The 18,057-nt window shown below is 61.8% G+C and carries 20 protein-coding genes; 10 read left to right on the plus strand and 10 right to left on the minus strand.

Annotated elements, in window-relative coordinates; all coding sequences use genetic code 11:
• Positions 1–109: 109 nt before the first annotated feature.
• Genes ACIGGF_RS15720 through ACIGGF_RS15730 form a run of 3 tightly spaced genes read right to left on the minus strand, consistent with a single transcriptional unit; the run spans position 110 to position 947 of the window.
• Complete coding sequence (locus tag ACIGGF_RS15720) at positions 110–457, minus strand: Rv3654c family TadE-like protein (protein WP_397522187.1); 348 nt, start codon at positions 455–457, stop codon at positions 110–112.
• A gap of 2 nt (positions 458–459) precedes the next feature.
• Entirely contained in the window at positions 460–798 is a 339-nt protein-coding gene (locus ACIGGF_RS15725) for a TadE family type IV pilus minor pilin (protein ID WP_397522188.1), read from the minus strand.
• Positions 795–947: a DUF4244 domain-containing protein gene (locus ACIGGF_RS15730; RefSeq protein WP_397522201.1), complete on the minus strand. Its 153-nt coding sequence runs from the start codon at positions 945–947 to the stop codon at positions 795–797. The genes ACIGGF_RS15725 and ACIGGF_RS15730 overlap by 4 nt, the downstream gene beginning before the upstream one ends.
• A 240-nt stretch (positions 948–1,187) precedes the next feature.
• Between ACIGGF_RS15730 and ACIGGF_RS15735 the strand changes: the two genes are divergently transcribed.
• The gene (locus tag ACIGGF_RS15735) at positions 1,188–2,453 is read left to right on the plus strand and encodes an ATP-binding protein (protein ID WP_397522189.1); all 1,266 of its coding nucleotides are present in this window, start codon (positions 1,188–1,190) and stop codon (positions 2,451–2,453) included.
• A 23-nt stretch (positions 2,454–2,476) separates the two neighbouring features.
• On the plus strand, positions 2,477–3,214 hold the full coding sequence (locus ACIGGF_RS15740; protein WP_283347899.1) for a hypothetical protein: 738 nt from the start codon (positions 2,477–2,479) through the stop codon (positions 3,212–3,214).
• Between the two features lie 44 nt (positions 3,215–3,258).
• Here the strand turns inward: ACIGGF_RS15740 and ACIGGF_RS15745 are convergent, their stop codons facing one another.
• Positions 3,259–3,777 (minus strand): hypothetical protein, encoded by a 519-nt coding sequence (locus ACIGGF_RS15745; protein WP_397522190.1) that lies wholly within the window; start codon positions 3,775–3,777, stop codon positions 3,259–3,261.
• Positions 3,778–4,077: 300 nt separating this feature from the next.
• Between ACIGGF_RS15745 and ACIGGF_RS15750 the strand changes: the two genes are divergently transcribed.
• Genes ACIGGF_RS15750 through ACIGGF_RS15765 form a run of 4 tightly spaced genes read left to right on the plus strand, consistent with a single transcriptional unit; the run spans position 4,078 to position 7,098 of the window.
• Positions 4,078–4,374, plus strand: coding sequence for a hypothetical protein (locus ACIGGF_RS15750; RefSeq protein ID WP_283347901.1), 297 nt, complete (start codon positions 4,078–4,080; stop codon positions 4,372–4,374).
• A complete protein-coding gene (locus ACIGGF_RS15755) occupies positions 4,371–6,092 on the plus strand; it encodes an alpha/beta hydrolase (protein WP_397522191.1) in 1,722 nt (573 codons plus the stop codon). Before ACIGGF_RS15750 ends, ACIGGF_RS15755 begins: the two co-directional genes overlap by 4 nt.
• A complete protein-coding gene (locus ACIGGF_RS15760) occupies positions 6,089–6,670 on the plus strand; it encodes an LppA family lipoprotein (RefSeq protein WP_283347903.1) in 582 nt (193 codons plus the stop codon). The genes ACIGGF_RS15755 and ACIGGF_RS15760 overlap by 4 nt, the downstream gene beginning before the upstream one ends.
• A 59-nt stretch (positions 6,671–6,729) precedes the next feature.
• The gene (locus ACIGGF_RS15765; protein WP_283347904.1) at positions 6,730–7,098 is read left to right on the plus strand and encodes a hypothetical protein; all 369 of its coding nucleotides are present in this window, start codon (positions 6,730–6,732) and stop codon (positions 7,096–7,098) included.
• Positions 7,099–7,827: 729 nt separating this feature from the next.
• On the opposite strand, the gene ACIGGF_RS15770 is transcribed toward ACIGGF_RS15765, so the two are convergent.
• Positions 7,828–9,471 carry a hypothetical protein gene (locus ACIGGF_RS15770; protein WP_397522192.1) on the minus strand — a complete coding sequence of 548 codons (1,644 nt, stop codon included), beginning with the start codon at positions 9,469–9,471 and terminating at the stop codon, positions 7,828–7,830.
• Between the two features lie 322 nt (positions 9,472–9,793).
• Here ACIGGF_RS15770 and ACIGGF_RS15775 point away from each other — a divergent pair, with 322 nt between their 5' ends.
• Both ACIGGF_RS15775 and ACIGGF_RS15780 read left to right on the plus strand, forming a co-directional pair.
• On the plus strand, positions 9,794–10,273 hold the full coding sequence (locus ACIGGF_RS15775) for a hypothetical protein (RefSeq protein WP_397522193.1): 480 nt from the start codon (positions 9,794–9,796) through the stop codon (positions 10,271–10,273).
• Positions 10,274–10,292: 19 nt separating this feature from the next.
• A complete protein-coding gene (locus ACIGGF_RS15780) occupies positions 10,293–10,568 on the plus strand; it encodes a recombinase family protein (RefSeq protein ID WP_397522202.1) in 276 nt (91 codons plus the stop codon).
• 588 nt (positions 10,569–11,156) lie between these two features.
• Here ACIGGF_RS15780 and ACIGGF_RS15785 read toward each other — a convergent pair.
• From ACIGGF_RS15785 to ACIGGF_RS15805, 5 genes are all read right to left on the minus strand, one after another.
• Entirely contained in the window at positions 11,157–11,960 is an 804-nt protein-coding gene (locus tag ACIGGF_RS15785; protein ID WP_283347907.1) for a hypothetical protein, read from the minus strand.
• A gap of 251 nt (positions 11,961–12,211) precedes the next feature.
• On the minus strand, positions 12,212–13,297 hold the full coding sequence (gene mcrC, locus ACIGGF_RS15790) for a 5-methylcytosine-specific restriction endonuclease system specificity protein McrC (protein WP_283347908.1): 1,086 nt from the start codon (positions 13,295–13,297) through the stop codon (positions 12,212–12,214).
• Positions 13,294–15,123: an AAA family ATPase gene (locus ACIGGF_RS15795; protein ID WP_283347909.1), complete on the minus strand. Its 1,830-nt coding sequence runs from the start codon at positions 15,121–15,123 to the stop codon at positions 13,294–13,296. The genes mcrC and ACIGGF_RS15795 overlap by 4 nt, the downstream gene beginning before the upstream one ends.
• A 352-nt stretch (positions 15,124–15,475) precedes the next feature.
• The gene (locus tag ACIGGF_RS15800) at positions 15,476–15,778 is read right to left on the minus strand and encodes a hypothetical protein (RefSeq protein WP_283347910.1); all 303 of its coding nucleotides are present in this window, start codon (positions 15,776–15,778) and stop codon (positions 15,476–15,478) included.
• 104 nt (positions 15,779–15,882) lie between these two features.
• The gene (locus ACIGGF_RS15805; RefSeq protein WP_397522194.1) at positions 15,883–17,079 is read right to left on the minus strand and encodes a hypothetical protein; all 1,197 of its coding nucleotides are present in this window, start codon (positions 17,077–17,079) and stop codon (positions 15,883–15,885) included.
• A 247-nt stretch (positions 17,080–17,326) separates the two neighbouring features.
• Here ACIGGF_RS15805 and ACIGGF_RS15810 point away from each other — a divergent pair, with 247 nt between their 5' ends.
• Together ACIGGF_RS15810 and ACIGGF_RS15815 are read left to right on the plus strand one after the other, a co-directional pair.
• Positions 17,327–17,833, plus strand: a complete 507-nt coding sequence (locus ACIGGF_RS15810; protein ID WP_283347912.1) for an ADP-ribosyltransferase — start codon at positions 17,327–17,329, stop codon at positions 17,831–17,833.
• 1 nt (position 17,834) lies between these two features.
• Positions 17,835–18,005: a hypothetical protein gene (locus tag ACIGGF_RS15815; protein ID WP_176457510.1), complete on the plus strand. Its 171-nt coding sequence runs from the start codon at positions 17,835–17,837 to the stop codon at positions 18,003–18,005.
• The last annotated feature ends 52 nt before the right edge of the window (positions 18,006–18,057 follow it).

Genomic DNA, 18,057 nt, shown 5'->3' on the forward strand with positions numbered 1-18,057 from the left:
GCGGGGCCATTCCACTCGCACCTGGCGAACGCGCGCGCGTTTGCGGAGTCGGCGCGGACGGATGGGGGCGGGCGGGCGGGAGAAGGAACTGGGCGGGTGGGGCTGACCCTCATCCCGGACCCGCCCGCGCCGAGGCGACCGCGTCGGACATTCCGAAGCGGCCGAGAAACACCGGTTGGCCCACGGTGACGATCACGTCCCAGTCGTCGATCGTGCACTCCTGCAACTGAGTCCCCATTCGACCCGCCAACCCCCGAGCCGTCTCGCACGCATCGGCCACCCCACGATCAAGGGCCCCGGCACCGGCGAGCGCCGCTAGATCGGCCGCCGACTGCGCCTGATGACGCGCACCCACTGCCGCACCGACGTGAATCACCATCACCACCACCGCGATCAACGCCGACATCGCCAGCGCCGCCAACACCGTCGCCCCACCCTCGTCATCACGCAGGCGCACTCTCATTCCGCAGCAACCGGTTCCGCGGCAGCAACCGCCTCCGCCGACAACGTCAACCCCGGTAGCGGACTCTCCACCTCCACCCGCGCGACGAAGAACTCGCCATCCTCCGTCACCGTGATCCGAGCACCCTCCGGCGCAACACGCTCCCCCACCGACACAGCCCGGGCTCCATCACCTCTGGCCGCCAGCCGAGCCGCCTCCCGCGCGGCGTCGACGCAGCCGATGTGCATCGTCACCGACACGATGGCACCGATGCACACCACGATCACCGCGACGATGGAAGCAATCGCGAACGCCGCTTCCACCGTCACAGCACCGTCATCATCGCCGAAGCTCACACGGCGGTGTTCAGCGCTCGATCGATGATGCCGGTCAACGCAGACAGAATGCTGTCGCCGGTCACCACCGTGTAGAGCACGGCACCGAACGCCGCCGCCGCGATAGTGCCGATTGCATACTCGGCGATCGCAATTTGCACCCGTGCGATTTCACCGCTCTAAGCAAGTTGCTTTCGGTCAACGAACTGCAAGCTGCATAGGCGAGGATGTCCTCGTTTTCAATGTGGACCGATCGCTCCGGGCACTCGACCTGACGACGCCCGGAATCGACGATCGCATCGCCGAAGCGACCAACCAGAAACTTGATCGAGACCATCTTCGTCTCCGACGGGATGGCTTATCCGTGACAACGGGCTTCGTGTGTCCGCGCCAACTGACAAGATGACCGCGTGAAGACGTATCGACTCGAGGCGGGCGACGACCACGTCCAGAAGCTCGCGCACGAGAACGATCCGGTAAGGGCCGTGATCGAACTCGTTTGGAACAGCCTCGACGCTGATTCCCACCACGTCGATGTAGCACTCCATCGAAGCGAAACTGACGTCGTGGTCGGTGTCGATGTCGCCGACGACGGTCACGGGATGGCACCGGAAGACATCGCCACGGAGTTCAAGTGGGTAGGAAACTCGTGGAAGCGAACTGCCCTGCGCAGCAAGCAAGAGGGGCGCCCGCTGCACGGACGCCTCGGGCAGGGGCGGTTACGCGCCTTCGCCCTCGGCACACACGTCACTTGGGACACAGTGGGCGACAGCATCGACGGGAAGCGACTGCGTACCGTCATCCGCGCTCGTGCCACCAGCCGCAACGACGTCGAGGTCTCCGATCCCCTTGAGACCAGCGACGCGAAGGGAACAAAGTTCACCGGCGTGGGTAAAGAATCGCTCGACCCGCTCGCTCGCGACACCGCCGCCGAGCGGGTTGGTAGGACCTTGGCGCCATACCTCATTGCTCGCCCCACCATCACCGTTACCTATGACGGCAATCGCATTCAGCCAAGCGACAACATCCACCGCGACACGACACTTCCTGTCGAGTGGGAGCACAACGGCACCGTATGCCACGGCAAGCTGCGGATCATCGAATGGACCCAGTCCAAGGAACGCGAAATCCACCTCTGCGACGCTGATGCCGTCGTCGTCGACACGCTTGACTCGGCACCCGGTCCGGACTTCACATACTCGGCATACATGCTTTGGGACGACATGCCCCAGCACCACGACCAGTGGCCCCTCGCTCGGATGGAGACGACACCGACTGTGCTCGGTGTCCTGCTCAAAGAACTCGACCAAGTACTGGACGACTACCTCGACACTCGACGAGCCGAGCGGCGACGCGAGCTTGTGGAGGAGTGGAAATCCGGCCACGTCTATCCGTACGACGGCGACCCGTCCTCCGAGGAAGAGAAGGTCGAACGCGCCACGTTTGACGTCGTCGCGACGACGATTCGTAGGCACATCCCTAAGGACAAGAGCAAGAAACGTCTCACCCTCGGCCTACTCAAGGACTCGATCCAACAGCGACCGGGCGACGTAGCGGCGCTGCTCGACGAATACGTCGGCCTACCGCAAGACGAACGTGAGCAGCTCGACCGACTCCTTCGTAACACTGGGTTATCGCGGGTGATCCGGGCACAACCGACGTTACGAACCGCCTAGAATTTCTGCGCGCCCTCGAGCTAATGGTCTTCGACCCCGAGGCGAACAAGATGGTGGGCGAGCGCGAGCATCTGCACCGAATCTTGGAACGGGAGCTGTGGGTTTTCGGCGAGCAGTACAACTTCATGGTTAGCGAGCGAGGTCTTACGGCAGCCCTGCATCGCCACCGCGAACTTCTCGGGAAGGACCGCAAGGACAAAGTGCCGGTCAAACGACTCGACAACACCATCGGACGCCTTGACCTACTCCTGTCCGCCGCATCGACCGAGCACGACCGCAACCGTCACCTCGTTGTGGAGCTAAAGGCCCCAAGAGTTCTTGCGACACTGACAGAGCTGACCCAGATCAAGTCGTACGCCAAGGCCGTAGCAAAGGACCCACGTTTCGCCAGCAGTACGACGCAGTGGGACTTCTGGCTTGTCACCAGCGAGATCGACGATGATGTTCGGCAAGAAGCAGCTCAACGAGGCCGTGAGCGTGGCCTCGTGTTCGAGCCAGACCTCCCTGAGGCTCCCGGTGCCAAAGTTCGAGTGTGGGTTAGGGACTGGGGACAGATCATTGACGCTGCCAGGCACCGGCTCGACTACTTCCAAAAGAGCCTTCAGCATGACCCGTCGCTCGACGACGCCAGAGACTACCTGCGTCGAAACCACGGCGACGTCATCCCCGAGGGCCTGCTTTCAGACCGCGAAGTCGGCGAGCAGGGCCACGCGGAGTCCACTCCAGATCAGGTGCTTGCTTCGACGCGGCGCGCTACGTGACCGAGTGCGTCGCCGAAGCTCTCGCGCCGGGTCACAGCAGCCTGCTACATGCCACTGACTTGCCGCAGTCGACTCCATGCGACTCTTTCCATGACGAAGCCGAGGGTTCCGGGTTTGGACTCCCAGGCCCCGCCCCCGAGAAGCGATCGTCGACCGGTGACCAAATGGCTGCATTCGTAAATGAAGCTCTCCCAACTTAGCGCGGTGGAAGGCCGATATGCGTCTTCTTCTGTCCCGAGAGTCCAGTTAGGCTCGTCGGCAACGGCAACCCACAGTTCCATACTCGATTCCGCTGTAAGACGAATAGCGGGCGACTCACTCATCACGCGGAACCAGTCATCGATGTCGCCGGACGCTTCGGCAAAGTTGATGCGCTTGAGCTGGTTCACCCGCCATAGCAATTGTCCGCGCAGTCGACCTTGCAGGCCGCTCGCCCCGCTTCCGCTGCCGTGATAGTGGACGATGTCAGTTGCGGGGTTCACCCAGGCGTAGACACCGCGTTCGATCGGCAGCTCGTCGACGGATGCCGCTTGGAACCAGTCAAGCTTGGTCAGTTCGCTCACTGCGGTGAACGTGAGGCCACGGACCTGGGCTGTGCCACAGAATTCCTCGAACAACATATAATTCTCCTTGAACCTCTCTACGACTAGCGACTGAGGCTGGTCCTCAGCCCTGCGAAAGCAGGCGCGGCGAAGTTACCAACTAGGTGCGACAGTTTTACGGGACCCGACATCGATTTTCCATTGGGCTGACCTGCTGGACTGCGCGATCATGGTTGCGGCCTCAAAGCTGCGTGTTACCCTTCTGCCGAATTGACGCCGCTGCGGTCAGGTCGACGTCATTGATCCGCTGGGGGGCGAGAAGTGGGCGAACTGCTGTTAGTCGATCTCGAAGGGCTTCGAGCGCTCGGTAGGACACTCGCCGATACGGCGAGCACGATCAACGCAATCAACGTCACGGCGACTCTCACGATGCCGGGCTCGCCCATCACCCCGGCCTCGGGGCAGAGCACCACAACCACGGCCGACGCCTACACCCGCATCGCCAGCAACATCAACGAGATGGCGGCAACGTGCGAGTGGAACGCTACGAGCTACGAGGACGTCGACGAGACGCTGCGTAACCAGCTGCAGCGCTACGACGCCGGCGTCCCGAAGTGACCACCATCTCCCACGCACGGGGTTGTCTCCCGAATTCGATGGTCGATTACGCCACATCCCTACTGGCGTCCAACACCACTTTTACCGACCAGATGCACCGGATGGATCGCGCCGTCGACGCGACGATGGACACGTGGCAGGGAGAGGCGGCAGCCGCCGCGTCGGCGCGCAGTCTGTCGGAAAGCCTCGCCGCCTCCCATATCGACACGGCCGTCATCGCCATCGCCGAAGCGCACGCCTCCCACGGGGCAATACTCGACGGCATACGTACCTCGCTGCTGGCCATCGTGGACCTCGAGGTGCCCGGCGCCGGTATGACGGTGTCCGACGACGGCGCAGTGACGGCCCCGACAGTTCCGATCGGCGGCGCTGTAGTCATCGCGGCGCTCCTGCAGAGTCGACTCGACAGGCAGGCCGACGACATCGAGGTGCGCATCAAAGCCCTCCTCGCACAATTCGGTGACGGGGAACTGCGTGCAGCGCAGGCTATTCGAGCCGCGCAGCAACAACTCGACGTCGCCTCCAACTCGCCTCAGGCCGGGGCCATCAGCCCGGTCGTATCGGACATCGTCAGCGGCAAGACCTCGCTGCCGGCCGACCCGGCACAGTTGCACGAGATGTGGTCCACACTGTCCCCGGCCGACAAGGACGCACTGTTCGCCCACGACAACTACATCGGCAACCGCGACGGCCTCCCCGTCGTCGATCGCGATCACTACAACCGCATCAAACTCGACGACGAGTTGTCCCGAGCCGAGGCCTGCGACCCGACCGTGTCGAATCGGCTCACCGACCTACAGGCCGTCCGAGACACCATCGAGAAAGATCCCAACCGGATGCTGATGCTCCTCGACACCCAGTCGGGTGCGCAGACCCACGCGGCGGTAGCGGTCGGCAACCCGGACACCGCAGATCACGTGTCCGTCACCACGCCGGGTTTGAACACCACCGTCGGTGGCGCCATCGGAGCGATGACCGAGGAGGGCACGATGATGAAAGAAACCACCGAGGGGCTGCTCGAGCTCGTTCCCGGGCGCGAGAGTGAGACGGTGTCGACCATTGCGTGGATCGGTTACGACGCACCACAACTCGACAAAGACGACTACTTCTCCGAGGAGAGCATTGCGGGGGCGATTCAGGTGGCGCAACCGTGGAATGCGCAGGCCGCTGCGCCCAACTTGTCGCAGTTCTACGAGGGTATCGACGCGTCGAACCACGACGGCGACCCGCACCTGACCGCGGTCGGGCATTCGTACGGCTCGTTCACCACCGGGCTTGCGCTGCAAGAGACTCCCGACGGAATCGTCGACGATGTGATGGTCTACGGGTCACCCGGCTTGGGCACCGGCCACGACCTCGTCGACAGCAGCCTCGACACGCTCAACATCGCACCAGGGCACGCGTACGAGATGACCGCGCACGACGACCCCGTCGCGCACATGAACCGCTTCGGCTGGAGTCCCGGATACATGTCCGAATTCACCCACCTCGACACCGATGCGACGACCACCGCCGACGGTGTGGCGCGCCAAGGCGCGACCGGACACAGCGACTACCCGAGGTTGGGGGACAACAACGAATTGCGTACGTCGGGTTACAACACGGCCGTTGTCATCGCCGGTCTGGCCGATGTGCCCGGCCTGCTCGTCACCGGTGACTCGGCACTGCAAACCGGAGGAATCGACATTCTCGACGGACTGATGGATCTGACCCGATGATGCGCGAGAGCCAACCGGCCGATACCCGATCACGACGGTGGATGACGGCACTGCCCGTCGCCGCGGTCCTCACGTTGACAGGATGTGGATCAGACGTGCTCGACAACCCGTACGAAAAACCCAGCCCGGCCGTCACGGCGGACGCAGCAGCGGTCCTGGCAACTCTTCCGTCGCTGGAAGACACCGAGGTGCAGATCACGAGCGCCGTCGAGCAAATCGGAGCTTTCGTCGAAACTCTTGTACCGGGCAGGGAATGGACCTGGACACGAGACCGATCAGGCGGCGGATGCTTGGGACGGTACGGGGACACGGACGGGAAACTCGTCTACTCGAAGAACTACCTGTCGAAGGGACCGATTCCGGATGCGGTGTGGCCGGCCGTTTTCGAGCAGGCTCGTACTCTTGCCGCGGCAGTGGGCGCAACCGAGTACGAAACATTCCACGACAGTCCGGGCAATCACGATGTTCGGTTCTACAGCCCGGAGTCCACATTCATCACAGTGGCCAGCATGGGAAACGCAGTGATCACCAGCAGTACGGGATGCAGACTGCCGCAGGCGAAAATGGCCGGCGGATAACCCGTTCGCCGGGACGCTCAGTCGACCTCCTCTCCGCCCTCGAAAGGACCCCGGTGGCGATGTCCAACAGTGCATTCGACGAGCTGGGCGTCAAAGTGCAACGTGCACATGTAGTTGTCTCCGAGATCCGCGGTGTCGGCAGGGCCGGCGGCATCGTTGTCGAGGTCGACGCCGAGAACCGACTCGTCGCACTGCATCATCCAGATGCCGACATCATCATGGCTGCCTATCAGGCAGCGCTACTCGACAAGCAACCGCAATTGGACAAAGCGATGCGAGATGTTCTCAGCGATCCCGACGCCCACGCGATCGCCTCGTTCGTACAGAGCACCACTGCTGTCATGCCGGCGTCCCCAGCGCAGCCCGTCGAAGACGACGACACCTACTTCCAGAATTTCAAGCAGGATCCACTCGGCCGGAATAGATGACCGGCGACCTGGTTCGCCAGAGTTCGCATTCACGGCTCGCTTCTCCTGATTGTCTGGCGGCCTAGCCGGATACGTCCGGCTCGGCTCCGACCGCGATGCGGGTGTCCCGGTCCAGGCTGCGGAGTTTTCCAGTCGGAGTTGGGCCGTCCTCTGAGCACTTGCTGTGCGCGACGCAGCAGCGGCATCGACGGACCCGTCCATGCCGTGGATTGAGCCGGCACTCCGAATGCTGGTGGCTACATGCAGTTTGTGGGCACCTTCTGACCAAGCCCCGGGGGATTTACGTAACGGTCCACACGCCCGACCGATCGTCATCGGCAAACTTGCCGTCACGTCCGGTATTGCCATGGTCAAATGCACACCGCCACCCGCAGAACGAGGCACAGCGGCCAGGGAGGAAGTTGACCTTGGAGTAGGTCGAAGGTCAAAAATGTGGACCTCGACGCCCCACCAACGAGACTGAACCATGGCCGCGGCATCGTGGCTGGCTACGGCGACTGCGAGGCGGAAGGTAGTTGCGTTCGAGCTGATCGACCGATTCTTCGGCAGAGGCGACATCAACAAGGTCACTGTCGTTATGCGCGCGGCCGGCGTTGTCGATCACGGACGCGCCGGATCGTGTCGGCGACTCGATGCCTTGACTATGGTCGCAACACCGATCGGATATCGATCGAGGCGACCAGTCCAACCGCCAGTAGATGACGCATAGCACTGAATGTGAGCAATACGTTAGTCCTCGTTCAACTCCGGCCCGTTTCGATTCACAACGAGGTAGCGATGGATCGCGTCAGCAGAGATGGTTACCGACTGCAAGTCCTTCTGGCGCATGCGTCGACTCGTCAGAGCTAGCAGCACCAGTTCGTCGACCTTCTTTCGACCGAGCTTCGGAAACGAGTCGCGGCGTTCGCTCCGAATCTTTACGCGGAGATCTCGGGGCACCCGCCCTTCGAGCCTTTCGAGCGACTCGCCTAGAAGTCTCAACAGCGCCTGCCCCGAACCTCGATCGCGCGTTGCCAATCGAGCGAATCTGCAGTAGTCGTGCGCAGTGACTAGCAACTCAGCCGGATCGACCGGCACGGAAAGTTCGACTTGAGCCTCTTTCAGATCATGCAAAGCTACCGAGTAGTTGGTGAGAGCTATCGCTTGAAGTATCTGAATATCGAAGGCGCGCAGGAAGTCAAGTACATCGACCTTCTCGACCTCACCCGACAACTGCTCGATGTTCGGTTCTCCAGTCAAGTACGAGGCGAGTAGCCCGTCGTTGGTTTGTTTGAGCCGCAGCAACGCCTGCGCGTCGTTTTTTGCTTGGACCCCACGATCATCGACGGAATAAATGCCCATCAAGCTTTCTACGAGGGCTGCAATCCCTTCGGGGAAGATTTCGGACACTGCATCACCGAAGTCCCTCGAGCCCGTGTAAGCCCAATCGTTGGCGCACAACCGTTTGATGATCATTGTCAGGTCGTGGTAGCGGACATTCTCGGGATTCTCCACGTCATGTTGCCGCCTATGCCCGTCGATCAGCGCTGTGGACACCGCTCGGAGTGCCCTCAACTCACCCACGATGTCATTGAGCAACAAGCCCTGTGCGCGTTCGGCGTGGAAGCGCGCCACCGCTGCCGTTATCGGGCGGTTTAAGGACTCCGCTGCGTCAGCCTCTCGCGCTTTCCATAGGTGCACCGCCTTCAGAGCTTCGCGGTTCGGTTCATCTTCCCCTAAAGCGACTGCGAGGCGGGACCGGAGGACCCACGACCACGCTGCTGACCGTGCGCACTCCTCTAGGGCTGGTCTCAACGTCGAATTCTGGGAAACACGAGCTGCGTCGTAACCCACCTGCGCCACATCGAACGCCTTGGCCAAGTTCTCACTGCTACGTCGAGACTCCTGTAAAAGGCGGACTGAGTAGAAGGCGCTGATCTTCACAATGTCTGGCGTCCGCGCTTGCCCGACCGCAGAATGGTACATACGGCGCAGCAGTTCTGTGGGTGTGTCTGGGTTCAGCGTCGGTGGTAGAGCGACAGAGTCCTCGCCGCCGGGAAGCGATGCAACGAACTGGTCCAGCCGTGCCGGGACGGTTCGATCGTGCGCGCGTAGGTATCGAGCAGTCTCGATGAGGACAGTGTTGGCAGAACCGACCTGGCGGTAGATGGATGCTCTACTCTGCGGCACCCGCGATGCGCGATCCGGTTCCTGACCGCTCCGCTTTACTTGCCTGTCCAACTCTGCGTTGTACGCCTCGATCATTGCCTCGATGGTCCCCATCGTCACCGTCTTCGGCCACTTATACGACTTTCGGCTCACGTTCCAGCTGACCGCGTCGAAAATCTTATCCACGGAACCTCCCTTCGCTGAGGCGACCGTCTTACCGTACACAGCAACTTTCGCGAGACATGTCGCGCCGTTGTCTCAAGAATTTGTAGGCTTGACTCGCGTCAGTCTCTGATCTATCTCATAAGCGTTTCACCTGCACATATGTCGAAATTATTTTGTCTTTTCGCCTTGACGACGCGACATTTTGTGCGCAGACTTCAAGCACCGACACACTCCCGAGCCGCGACCTAAGAACCATCAACAGGCCCTGTGCGGATTGAACGGGAGAGTGGCGGGACCGGGGTCAAATCTGGGTGTGGTCGAGACAATTTCGTGCTTCGTCAATCAGGGCGCAATGAGCCCGTTGTACTCCACAGGAGGATTTATGTACCCGAGTTTCACCGAGCAGGCTGGGAAAGCTGCCGTTTGCCTCGCCGCCGTCGCTGCCATCGTGGCAGGTGCGCCCGCGGAAGCGTCGGCATCGACGCGTGAGCAACACTTCTGGGACGATTGCGGTCCTGTGCACTGCACCCGGTACTACAGCGTTGAGAAGTCAGTGGAGTTGTTCGAGGGAACGCAGTCGTGGGGCTGGTCCGTCATGCGAACCCTGTCCGATCTCAGCGCACTCTCTGCAGCAGTCGCTCACAAAGACCAGGTGGGTCAAGACGGTTTCGAGAGCAGCGTCAATGACGCCGTCCACTACGGCGGATGCCTCCAGTTCCAGTGGCGGCAGGACGGTGTTGGCAACGGCCGGTGGGACTACACCACGCACTCGGGCTACTGCTTCGAGGAGACCTACGTCGATTCCGACGGCAACGTCTGGAACTACGACTCCGAGTCAAACACCTACTCGACCGGTTTTTGAACTCTGACCGAGGTGCTCCCTGTCACGACAGTGCAGGGAGCACCGCTCGATCGGTGATTCTCGGATAGGCCGCTGTCACAAAGTGTTCACCGATCATGCGTCCGGAGTTCTGGCACGACGACCCGGTCTCGAGAAGTCACTGCAGATGGCACGGGGCGGCGATCAGATCGTGGCAAAGAAACCCGACTGGCCCGGTCGTTCGCATTCGAATATGGCCAGATTGCTGTGCGACCGTCCAATAGATCTCGTCGCCCTCGACCATGCGAACCATGGGGATTGGCCGCACTGTTGCTGAGGGCACCTCGGGGGAGATGCAGCGCTACGACGGTTTGCGCCTTCCCCTTGAAAAGATGGGATTCAGCTCCGATAGTGCTGACATACCAATCGCTAGTTGTGCGGGGAATGGTGCTGACGGATTTCACACGAATCCGAAAAGCTCGTCTACGTGGCCTCTTGTCGGAGACGCTGCGGGAAAGAGAGTTCTCGTGGGTAATCGCGCATAAATGCGGAGTGACTAGAGCACGAGGTGTCGTGGGCCTGACCTCGTCGATATTCCTGGTGCTGACACGTGGGCGCGGAGACGCGAGACGCGTCGGCAGCCGGAAGGCTTCGAGGGCGTGGAACGCATATTGCGCAGCAGCTCCGATGACAGGGCACGTCGACGAGCCTCTCGAGCCTTCGCCAAGACTGGCAGCATCGGCCCGGCACCGTTGGAGAAGACGGTGTTCAGGGCGGGGATCACGATTAGGTGAGATCTCCACGAGCTGACGGAACATCTGCGATCGGTACTGAATGTCGTTGCCGATTAGACTTTGTCGAGCGCGTTATCCCCTCGACGTCGACGAGGCGTACCCGCCGCCCACCGGCCGATCGAGCAAACCTGTCAGTTCAATTGATCGATAACGACGGGCTTCGTCTGCGCTCGTGCCATGAAATTCGGATTGAGGTCGAGGTCATCGTCGAACTCGCCTCCAAGATTCTTTACGAAAGTGTCCGCCAGTCGGTGACCCATCGGGCGGAACGTCACGTACGTCAGGCCGCCGGACACCACCCCGCCGACCAACGGAACGGCTTTGGTGATCGTCTTTTCCACGGTCTTCTTCGTGATCTTTTGCCCGACGACAGCGCCGACCTTTTTCACAAGCGGATACCAGGCGGTCTTCGTGAGTGCCTGTGCCGCGACCTTCTTACCGAGGTTCGCACCCGCAACCTTCGAGGTGTTCATTACCAGCGCCGATGCCCCGGCAGCTCCGAACATCGCTCCCAGGTAACCGATGACACGAATCTGCGCAGTCTCCGACAGATCCGGTCCGTCGAAGAGATCGTCCTCACCGAACATAAACGCGATCTGCTGGGCGAGGTTGATGGCGAAGCCGAAGTACTGCGCCACGTCAGCTCCACCCGCCGCCACCATGATCACGGGGTTACCGGGCAGGCCGCTGGCGAACGATACGGCCGAAGTTTTCGTCGCGCTGTTCTTGATCAGGGCATCGCACTTCTTGCGGAGCGACTCGACCGTGAACACAGCCTGAGGGCCCTCAGCGAGGATGATGTCGAGGTGCGGCGAACCCTTGAACTGCGCACGCAAGAAGGAGTCTCGGTCGACATGTACAACGGGAAGTTTCGCAACGACTCCGATCGTGCGCATAGTGGTTGCGTACAGCTTGTCCTGCGATTCTTCCGCCATGCTTCGAAGACTATCCGGTATGTGGAGTTCGCCCGGAAGGTGCACCGGCCGAAATCAACTGATGGATGATCGGCCTTCCAACTTGCTGCCGTCGCCGCAGCAGTTGCCTACCTTCCTGTCCGACTGGTCCGACGAGTGGCGGGAGTTGTCCCCGCGGACGAGGGACTGCGGGACAGCAGTTACGGAAAATCGGTAATCGATCCACCGTCGACGCCCACCACGACAGGGTCGGTGCAGCGTGAGTCGGTGGCCTACAAGTCGATAGCGCTCAGGAGGCGCGCTCTGATGTCGTGTGCAGACGCCGCCAGATCGACAGTGACGAAGCGGAAGCGGTGTCCGTCGATGACGGCCGATTCGTCGAAATGGCTGTCGACTGTCGGATAGAGCAGAACACCGTCCGCCGTCCTTCCCAGCTCATCTCGCGAGCTCTGTGAGCGGACATAGGCGTAGAGCTGAAAGACATGGTTGCGGTCGAGGCGGCGGACACCATGAAACCCGGGTTTAAGGGCGTCGGCGAACTTGGTTTCGACGATGATGCGTCGGCCGTGCTGTTCGAGTTCAATGTCGGTGCGCATGGTGGGCAGCATGGCGAGCATTCCCGGTGACGTCGCGGTGGTGAGCCAGTGGCGTTGTGTCTCTCCCGCCGCCACCCGCCATGTCGGTGGCAGTTCTGCGCGGTAGAAGCCGCGGACGGCGCGCTCGTAGAGTGCTCGGATCGTGGCTGCGTCGCGGTCGGGGTCGCGGCCGGCGCGTCCACCCGCATCTTCGGTGGGAATGAGCATGTTTAACAGCAGCGCTGCTGCGGCGACGGCTTCCGCATCGTCGCGGTCGTTGCGTCCGAGCCGCGCGGCCGCCGCGGTGCGCCAGGTCGTGGGGTCGGCTGTCACGCCGTACTGGATCAGTGTGCGGGCGAGAGCGCGGGCTCGGCGTGCTGTGGTCGCGTCATCGACGACGCGGCTGGCGCGGTGGAGAGCGGTGAGGAGAAGGCGGTTGCGGGCGGTGTCGACGGTCAGTTCGTCGAACGTGCACGCCACCCGTCCTTGGTCGAGCAGCTTTCTCGATTCGGTCGCCAGCGCGTCGATGCGGCCGCGAACACGCGTGAGCACAGCGCGACGGTCCCGGTAGGCGTGGCCGAGTGGACGCGCCAATCGTCGCTCGACGGCCGTCACGAGAATCTCCCCGACCAGGTCCACGAGATCCTCGGGGTTGTCCTCCACGGCGGCCAACAGGCGTGTGTCGTGCTGCTGGTACAGCGTCGAGGCGTACAGCATGAGCAGCCACAGGTTGCGTACAGGGATGCGGTACGCACCGCTGGTGATAGTGCGGGCTTCCGTCACCTCGGCACGTCGAGCAGGGCAGCTTCGCGTTCGATCGCGGCGGGATCGTCGAACCAGTACTCGGCCAGCAATGGTCGGATCTCCTGATCGATGATGCCGCGCAGCCAGAGGTGCGGGTCGTCGATCGCGGGGCCGTCCGGTGAGGGGGTGAAGAAGCTGTGGCCGATGCGGTACTGCTCGCCGAGGTCCGGCGCGTCGGCGATGCGCTGGTTGAGTGCTGTGAGCCGAGTTCGTAGTGCGTCGACGAATGCGACATCGACCCCGCGGGCAACGAGCCAGTCGCGCCAGGCGTCGTTGAACTGCGGCTGCAGGTCCGCGAAGGCGAATCGCCGTCGGAGTGCGAAGTCGACGATGGCCAGGGACCGGTCGGCGACGTTCATGGTGCCGATGAGATATAGGTTGTCGGGGATGTAGACCAGGTCGTCTCCTGGTTTGGAGTAAGCCAGCTTGAGCGCCTCGGACGCTTTTCTCTTGTCCGCTTCGAGCAACGTCAGCAGCTCTCCCATGACCTGTGCGAGGTTCGCCCGGTTGATTTCTTCGACGACGAGGACGTGCTCGGCATCAGGGCGATTACGGGCTTCCTCGATCACCTCTAAGAAGTAGCCGTCGGTGAGTGTCAGTCGCCCGTCGTCACCTGGACGCCATCCGCGGACAAAATCTTCGTAGGAGACGGTGGGATGAAACTGGACTGCGTGTATCAACTCCCGGTCCTTAGTGCCCATCAACGCGTATCCGAGGCGTTTCGCGAGCCAGGTCTTCCCTGTCCCTGGTGGACCTTGAAGAATGAGATTCTTCTTGCGCCGCAGCGCTTCGAGATAGCCGGTGAGGTCCTGCGGCGACACGAAGCAACCTTCGTCGATGATGTCGGCGACCGTGTAGTCGTCCTCGCCCGGCAGTTCCTCGATCGTTGCGTCGTTGTTCGGTGCCGGCTCCGAACGGCGTCGGCCGCCGAAGTACTTGTCCGCCCAGTAGGGGGCTGAGAGAAATGACGCGTAGTCCTGCTCCTCATCGTCAAAAGCGAAGCCGATCAGAGCCTGCGCCTGCCAGGAGTCGGGTTTGATGCCCCACACGGTGTTGCGTGAGGTCCAGAAGTACCAGTCCTCGTCCGGGACGGCGGACGGTTCGTCCCAGTCGACGACGACTTGGTCGCCGTCACCGGGGTTGGCGGTGATGGTGCCGGTGGCGCGGATCGCCATGACCGCCGAGGTCTGCCCGTCGATATCGAAGGGAAGGTCGTTCTTTCGCGTGAACGCTGCTTTGATGGCGATGCGTTCACCCGCTTTCATCGATTTGATCGCCGCGGCGTACTTGTGGGGCTGCTGCGCCCGCCAGAGCCCGTTGGCCACGAACTCCGGTGTTCGGTCCGACGGCGCGCCGCCGTCGATGCCGAACATCGCTCCGACGAACCAGAAGGTGGCGAGATCATCGGAATCGGTCGCCGCCGGCGCGGGACGGCGCGTGGGCTGATAGTTCTGAAACGCGGGGACAGCGTGCAAGTCCGCCTCGGTGATCTCGACCGGGTGATCGCGCAGCATCTGGTATCCGAAATCTGTGATGCGTGACCGCCCGTTCGCCACTTTCTCGACGGCGGCGGCTCGCCGTAGGAACGATAACGCCCAACCGATTCTGTTGTCTGCTCGTCCCTGGCCGGAATTCAGCGTTTCCGCACGCTGCGCCTCGGTAAGGCCGACGCTGTCCATCACAGTGGACTTGAGCGCGGACGTCCTCCAAATGGACCCGTCACCGAGCACGTTGAGCACCGGGCGAGCGAAAGTGGGCCATGCGGGAACAGGCGACGCCTCCATTGCCGAGTTGAGGTCGGTCACAGCGGGTACCGCCGGCCGTAGTGGTTGCTGAAGCAGCGAGCCATGACCGCGGGTAGATGCATCCTGTGACAGTATCGCGGCGACGACACCGCCGACCGAGCGCAGCGACGTCGGCCCTCTGCACGGGAAGGGTCACTGCTTCGGCTGACAGGATCGTAATATCGGCAATGATTATTGTTATGAATTATGCCTGCCGTTTCGCCGCGCCGGTCGGCCGGGCGGCTTTTGCGGAACACGACGAAAAGCAGTACCACCAGGAGCGATGCGGCGAGGCACAGCATCAAGAATGAGCCGACCGAGTCGCGGAAGAGGGAGGAGTCCTCCTCGGGCGGCTGCGTCGTCGACTGTCACGTCACGCGGTAGCCGGCGGGGTCGTCGGTTCCCCCGACTGCAAGCCGTCATCGCTAAACTCGGATACCAACCGCTTCTTCGCCTCCTCGGCCGCCACCTGGTCAACCTTCCGCTGGTCCAAAAACATCTTGCCCGCAACAAGACCGATGCCCATGAGTGCTGCACCCGCTCCGACGCTCTTCGCGACGATGCCGGGCAAGGCCTTAGATACAGCCCCGCGCTCGATGTTCTCGATCAGTTGCGGTACGCCCCCCGCAGACTTGGCTGCGATCGAGAAGGCTTGGTAGGGGCCCAGGTTGTTCATCTTCTACCCTTCGTACGTGTGTTAGTTAACGGCTCGCTGAGGGGATCGGCGAGCCAAGGGCCGGGTCTGAGCGAGCATGCGAGTGGGTCGGCCGCAGGCCTGCTTCATCTTGAACGCGCTTCCAGGGCGCGCCGAGCGGCTGCAAGTTCGTGTTGCTCGAAGGAGTCGTTGGCGTATTCGAGTGCAACGTCGACTATCTCGGCGATAAACGCAGCGTCGATATCGGTGCCGGGCGACAACCGGAACTTGTCGGTGCGGTCGTACTGCGAGTTGCTGGACCCCATATGGAGGTCTGATTCAGCAAGTTTCGCGTGGAAATGGTCCGTCCAGAACGGTGGAGGTGCTGGTCGATATGTCACTTCGGCGATCAGCCCTTCTGAGGAGACATCGAAGTCATTCGGCACGACCCTTACGTCGCTTACGCGCTCAATTCGCTTCCAGGTCCTGACGGTGCGGGCCTCAAGGACTTCGAGGAATTCGGCGTCGGTCTGCAGAGGCTTGAGGCCTCTGGTGAAGCCATGACGTTGCGCCTCAAGGTTCGTCATTCGTCGAACCTGCTGTGGGGGCTGAAACCTGTCAGGTGTACGGATTTTGACGGCCTCGCTGGTAGTGATGCGCTCAATGGCCCCGCCCAGCTTTTGACGCCAGCGCCTCCCACTGGCGTCGGTGTACTCGACTACGAACTGAACGCCGTCAGCGCCGGTGGTGTGGACTGTCACGAGGGTGAACCAAAGGTGGTCCTCGGTGTGATCGCGGTACGGGGTGAGCTCTTCGCCGCTTGGGATGAACTCGTGCAGGCGGTTGTCTTTGGCGACGAGCTCGGCCGTCCGGTGTTCGACCTCGCCGTCTGCTCCGTTGGGTGCCTCAACGAATGGCACGGAAACATCGAAGAACGTGTCCTTACTGCGGTTCTCGATCCGGTAGGTGGGTAGAGACTCAAGCGAGAGCTCGCCCTCCACTTTGTAGATCGTCAGAAGCCGCGCTTGCGCCATCTCGTCGTCCTGACGGAGCCGGCCCGCTTCGCGGCGGTCGAATCGGGTGTGTGCACTGGAAACGGAGATGCTAGCGGCAGCGATGAGGAAGGCCGCCGCCGTCCCGAGGCCTCCGGCCCAGGTGCCCCACGCGATAAACCAGTTCGAGGTGATGTCATTCGCGTCGTACATGGCTTTGACAATGGTGACAACTCCAAAGGCAACAGCAAATAGAAGAACGCTTAAGCAGACGCCGAGAAGGACCGCTCGAAACGTTTGCTCTTCGGGCAGACTTCGCTCGCTGTCTGAGCTTCCGCTACGTCCGATCATCGACGAATGGTAGACGAGTCGTTGAGGCCGTCCGCCCAGCCGGTGGCGTCGAGATTCGCGTCCACAGAAGAACGCGCCGCAGAGGTGTCCTTTGCTGTGATCCCGATTGCAACGCACAGCCGGGCGCGCCTGGTGGCCGTACTCGGAGTCAGTCGTCAAGATTCGAGTTGTGCAGCCATCAAGTCCTGAACAGAAGAACGACCATCCTTTCCCGAGCGAGTACACGCTGGTTCAGGATTTTGGTTTGTTGACCGACGCCGAGCGCGACGTCGTGGCTGACTACACCCTTGGGTCGTACCTAGAAATAAACGAGGCGCTGCGCGGGCGGCGCGCTATGACGGATGAGACCCAAGCGAAAGTCGACCTTATGAGGTCGGCGGTGTCGAAGTTTCCACTTGAGAGCACGTGGCGAGTTTCACGCGAGACTGAGCTTGCCGACTTCGGCCTTGAGCCTGGTCAGACACCCGCGAGTCTGGTGGGAGAGGTCGTACAGGAGCTTGGATTTCTATCGGTGAGCGGGCTGCGCCGCCCTCCTCGGATAGTCGAGCGCAAGGTTCCGGTGTGGCTTGATCTATACGTCACGGCAGGTGTCCCGGCTCTCTACTTGTCTGAGGCGCTCACCATGGCGTCCGACTACGAGCGGGAGATGCTTATCGTGGACGCTCGCGAAGTGTTCGTGACCGGCGTAAGTTGGGACACGGAGAACGAGCTCTGGGTCTTACAAGGCCTCCTGACCAGCGAGGATGGTGAATGACGTGTCGGCGTTGACGAACGATCGTCTGGACCTTCGGCGAGTCAAGAAGACGCCGGAGCAGATACAGCGACTGCATGCCAAAGCGAGGAAAGAGCTCGGCACCGAGGCACCGGTGGCGGCGAGCCGCGTCTCGAAGGTTCGCGAGGCCGGCAAGCCGGGTAAGCGCTCTTAGGTTCCAGTGGGTGGCGAGCGATGAGCTAGCGACATATCGTCACATTTGATGC

The organism is Rhodococcus sp. NPDC078407 (genome assembly GCF_044542515.1).
Classification (GTDB): domain Bacteria; phylum Actinomycetota; class Actinomycetes; order Mycobacteriales; family Mycobacteriaceae; genus Rhodococcoides.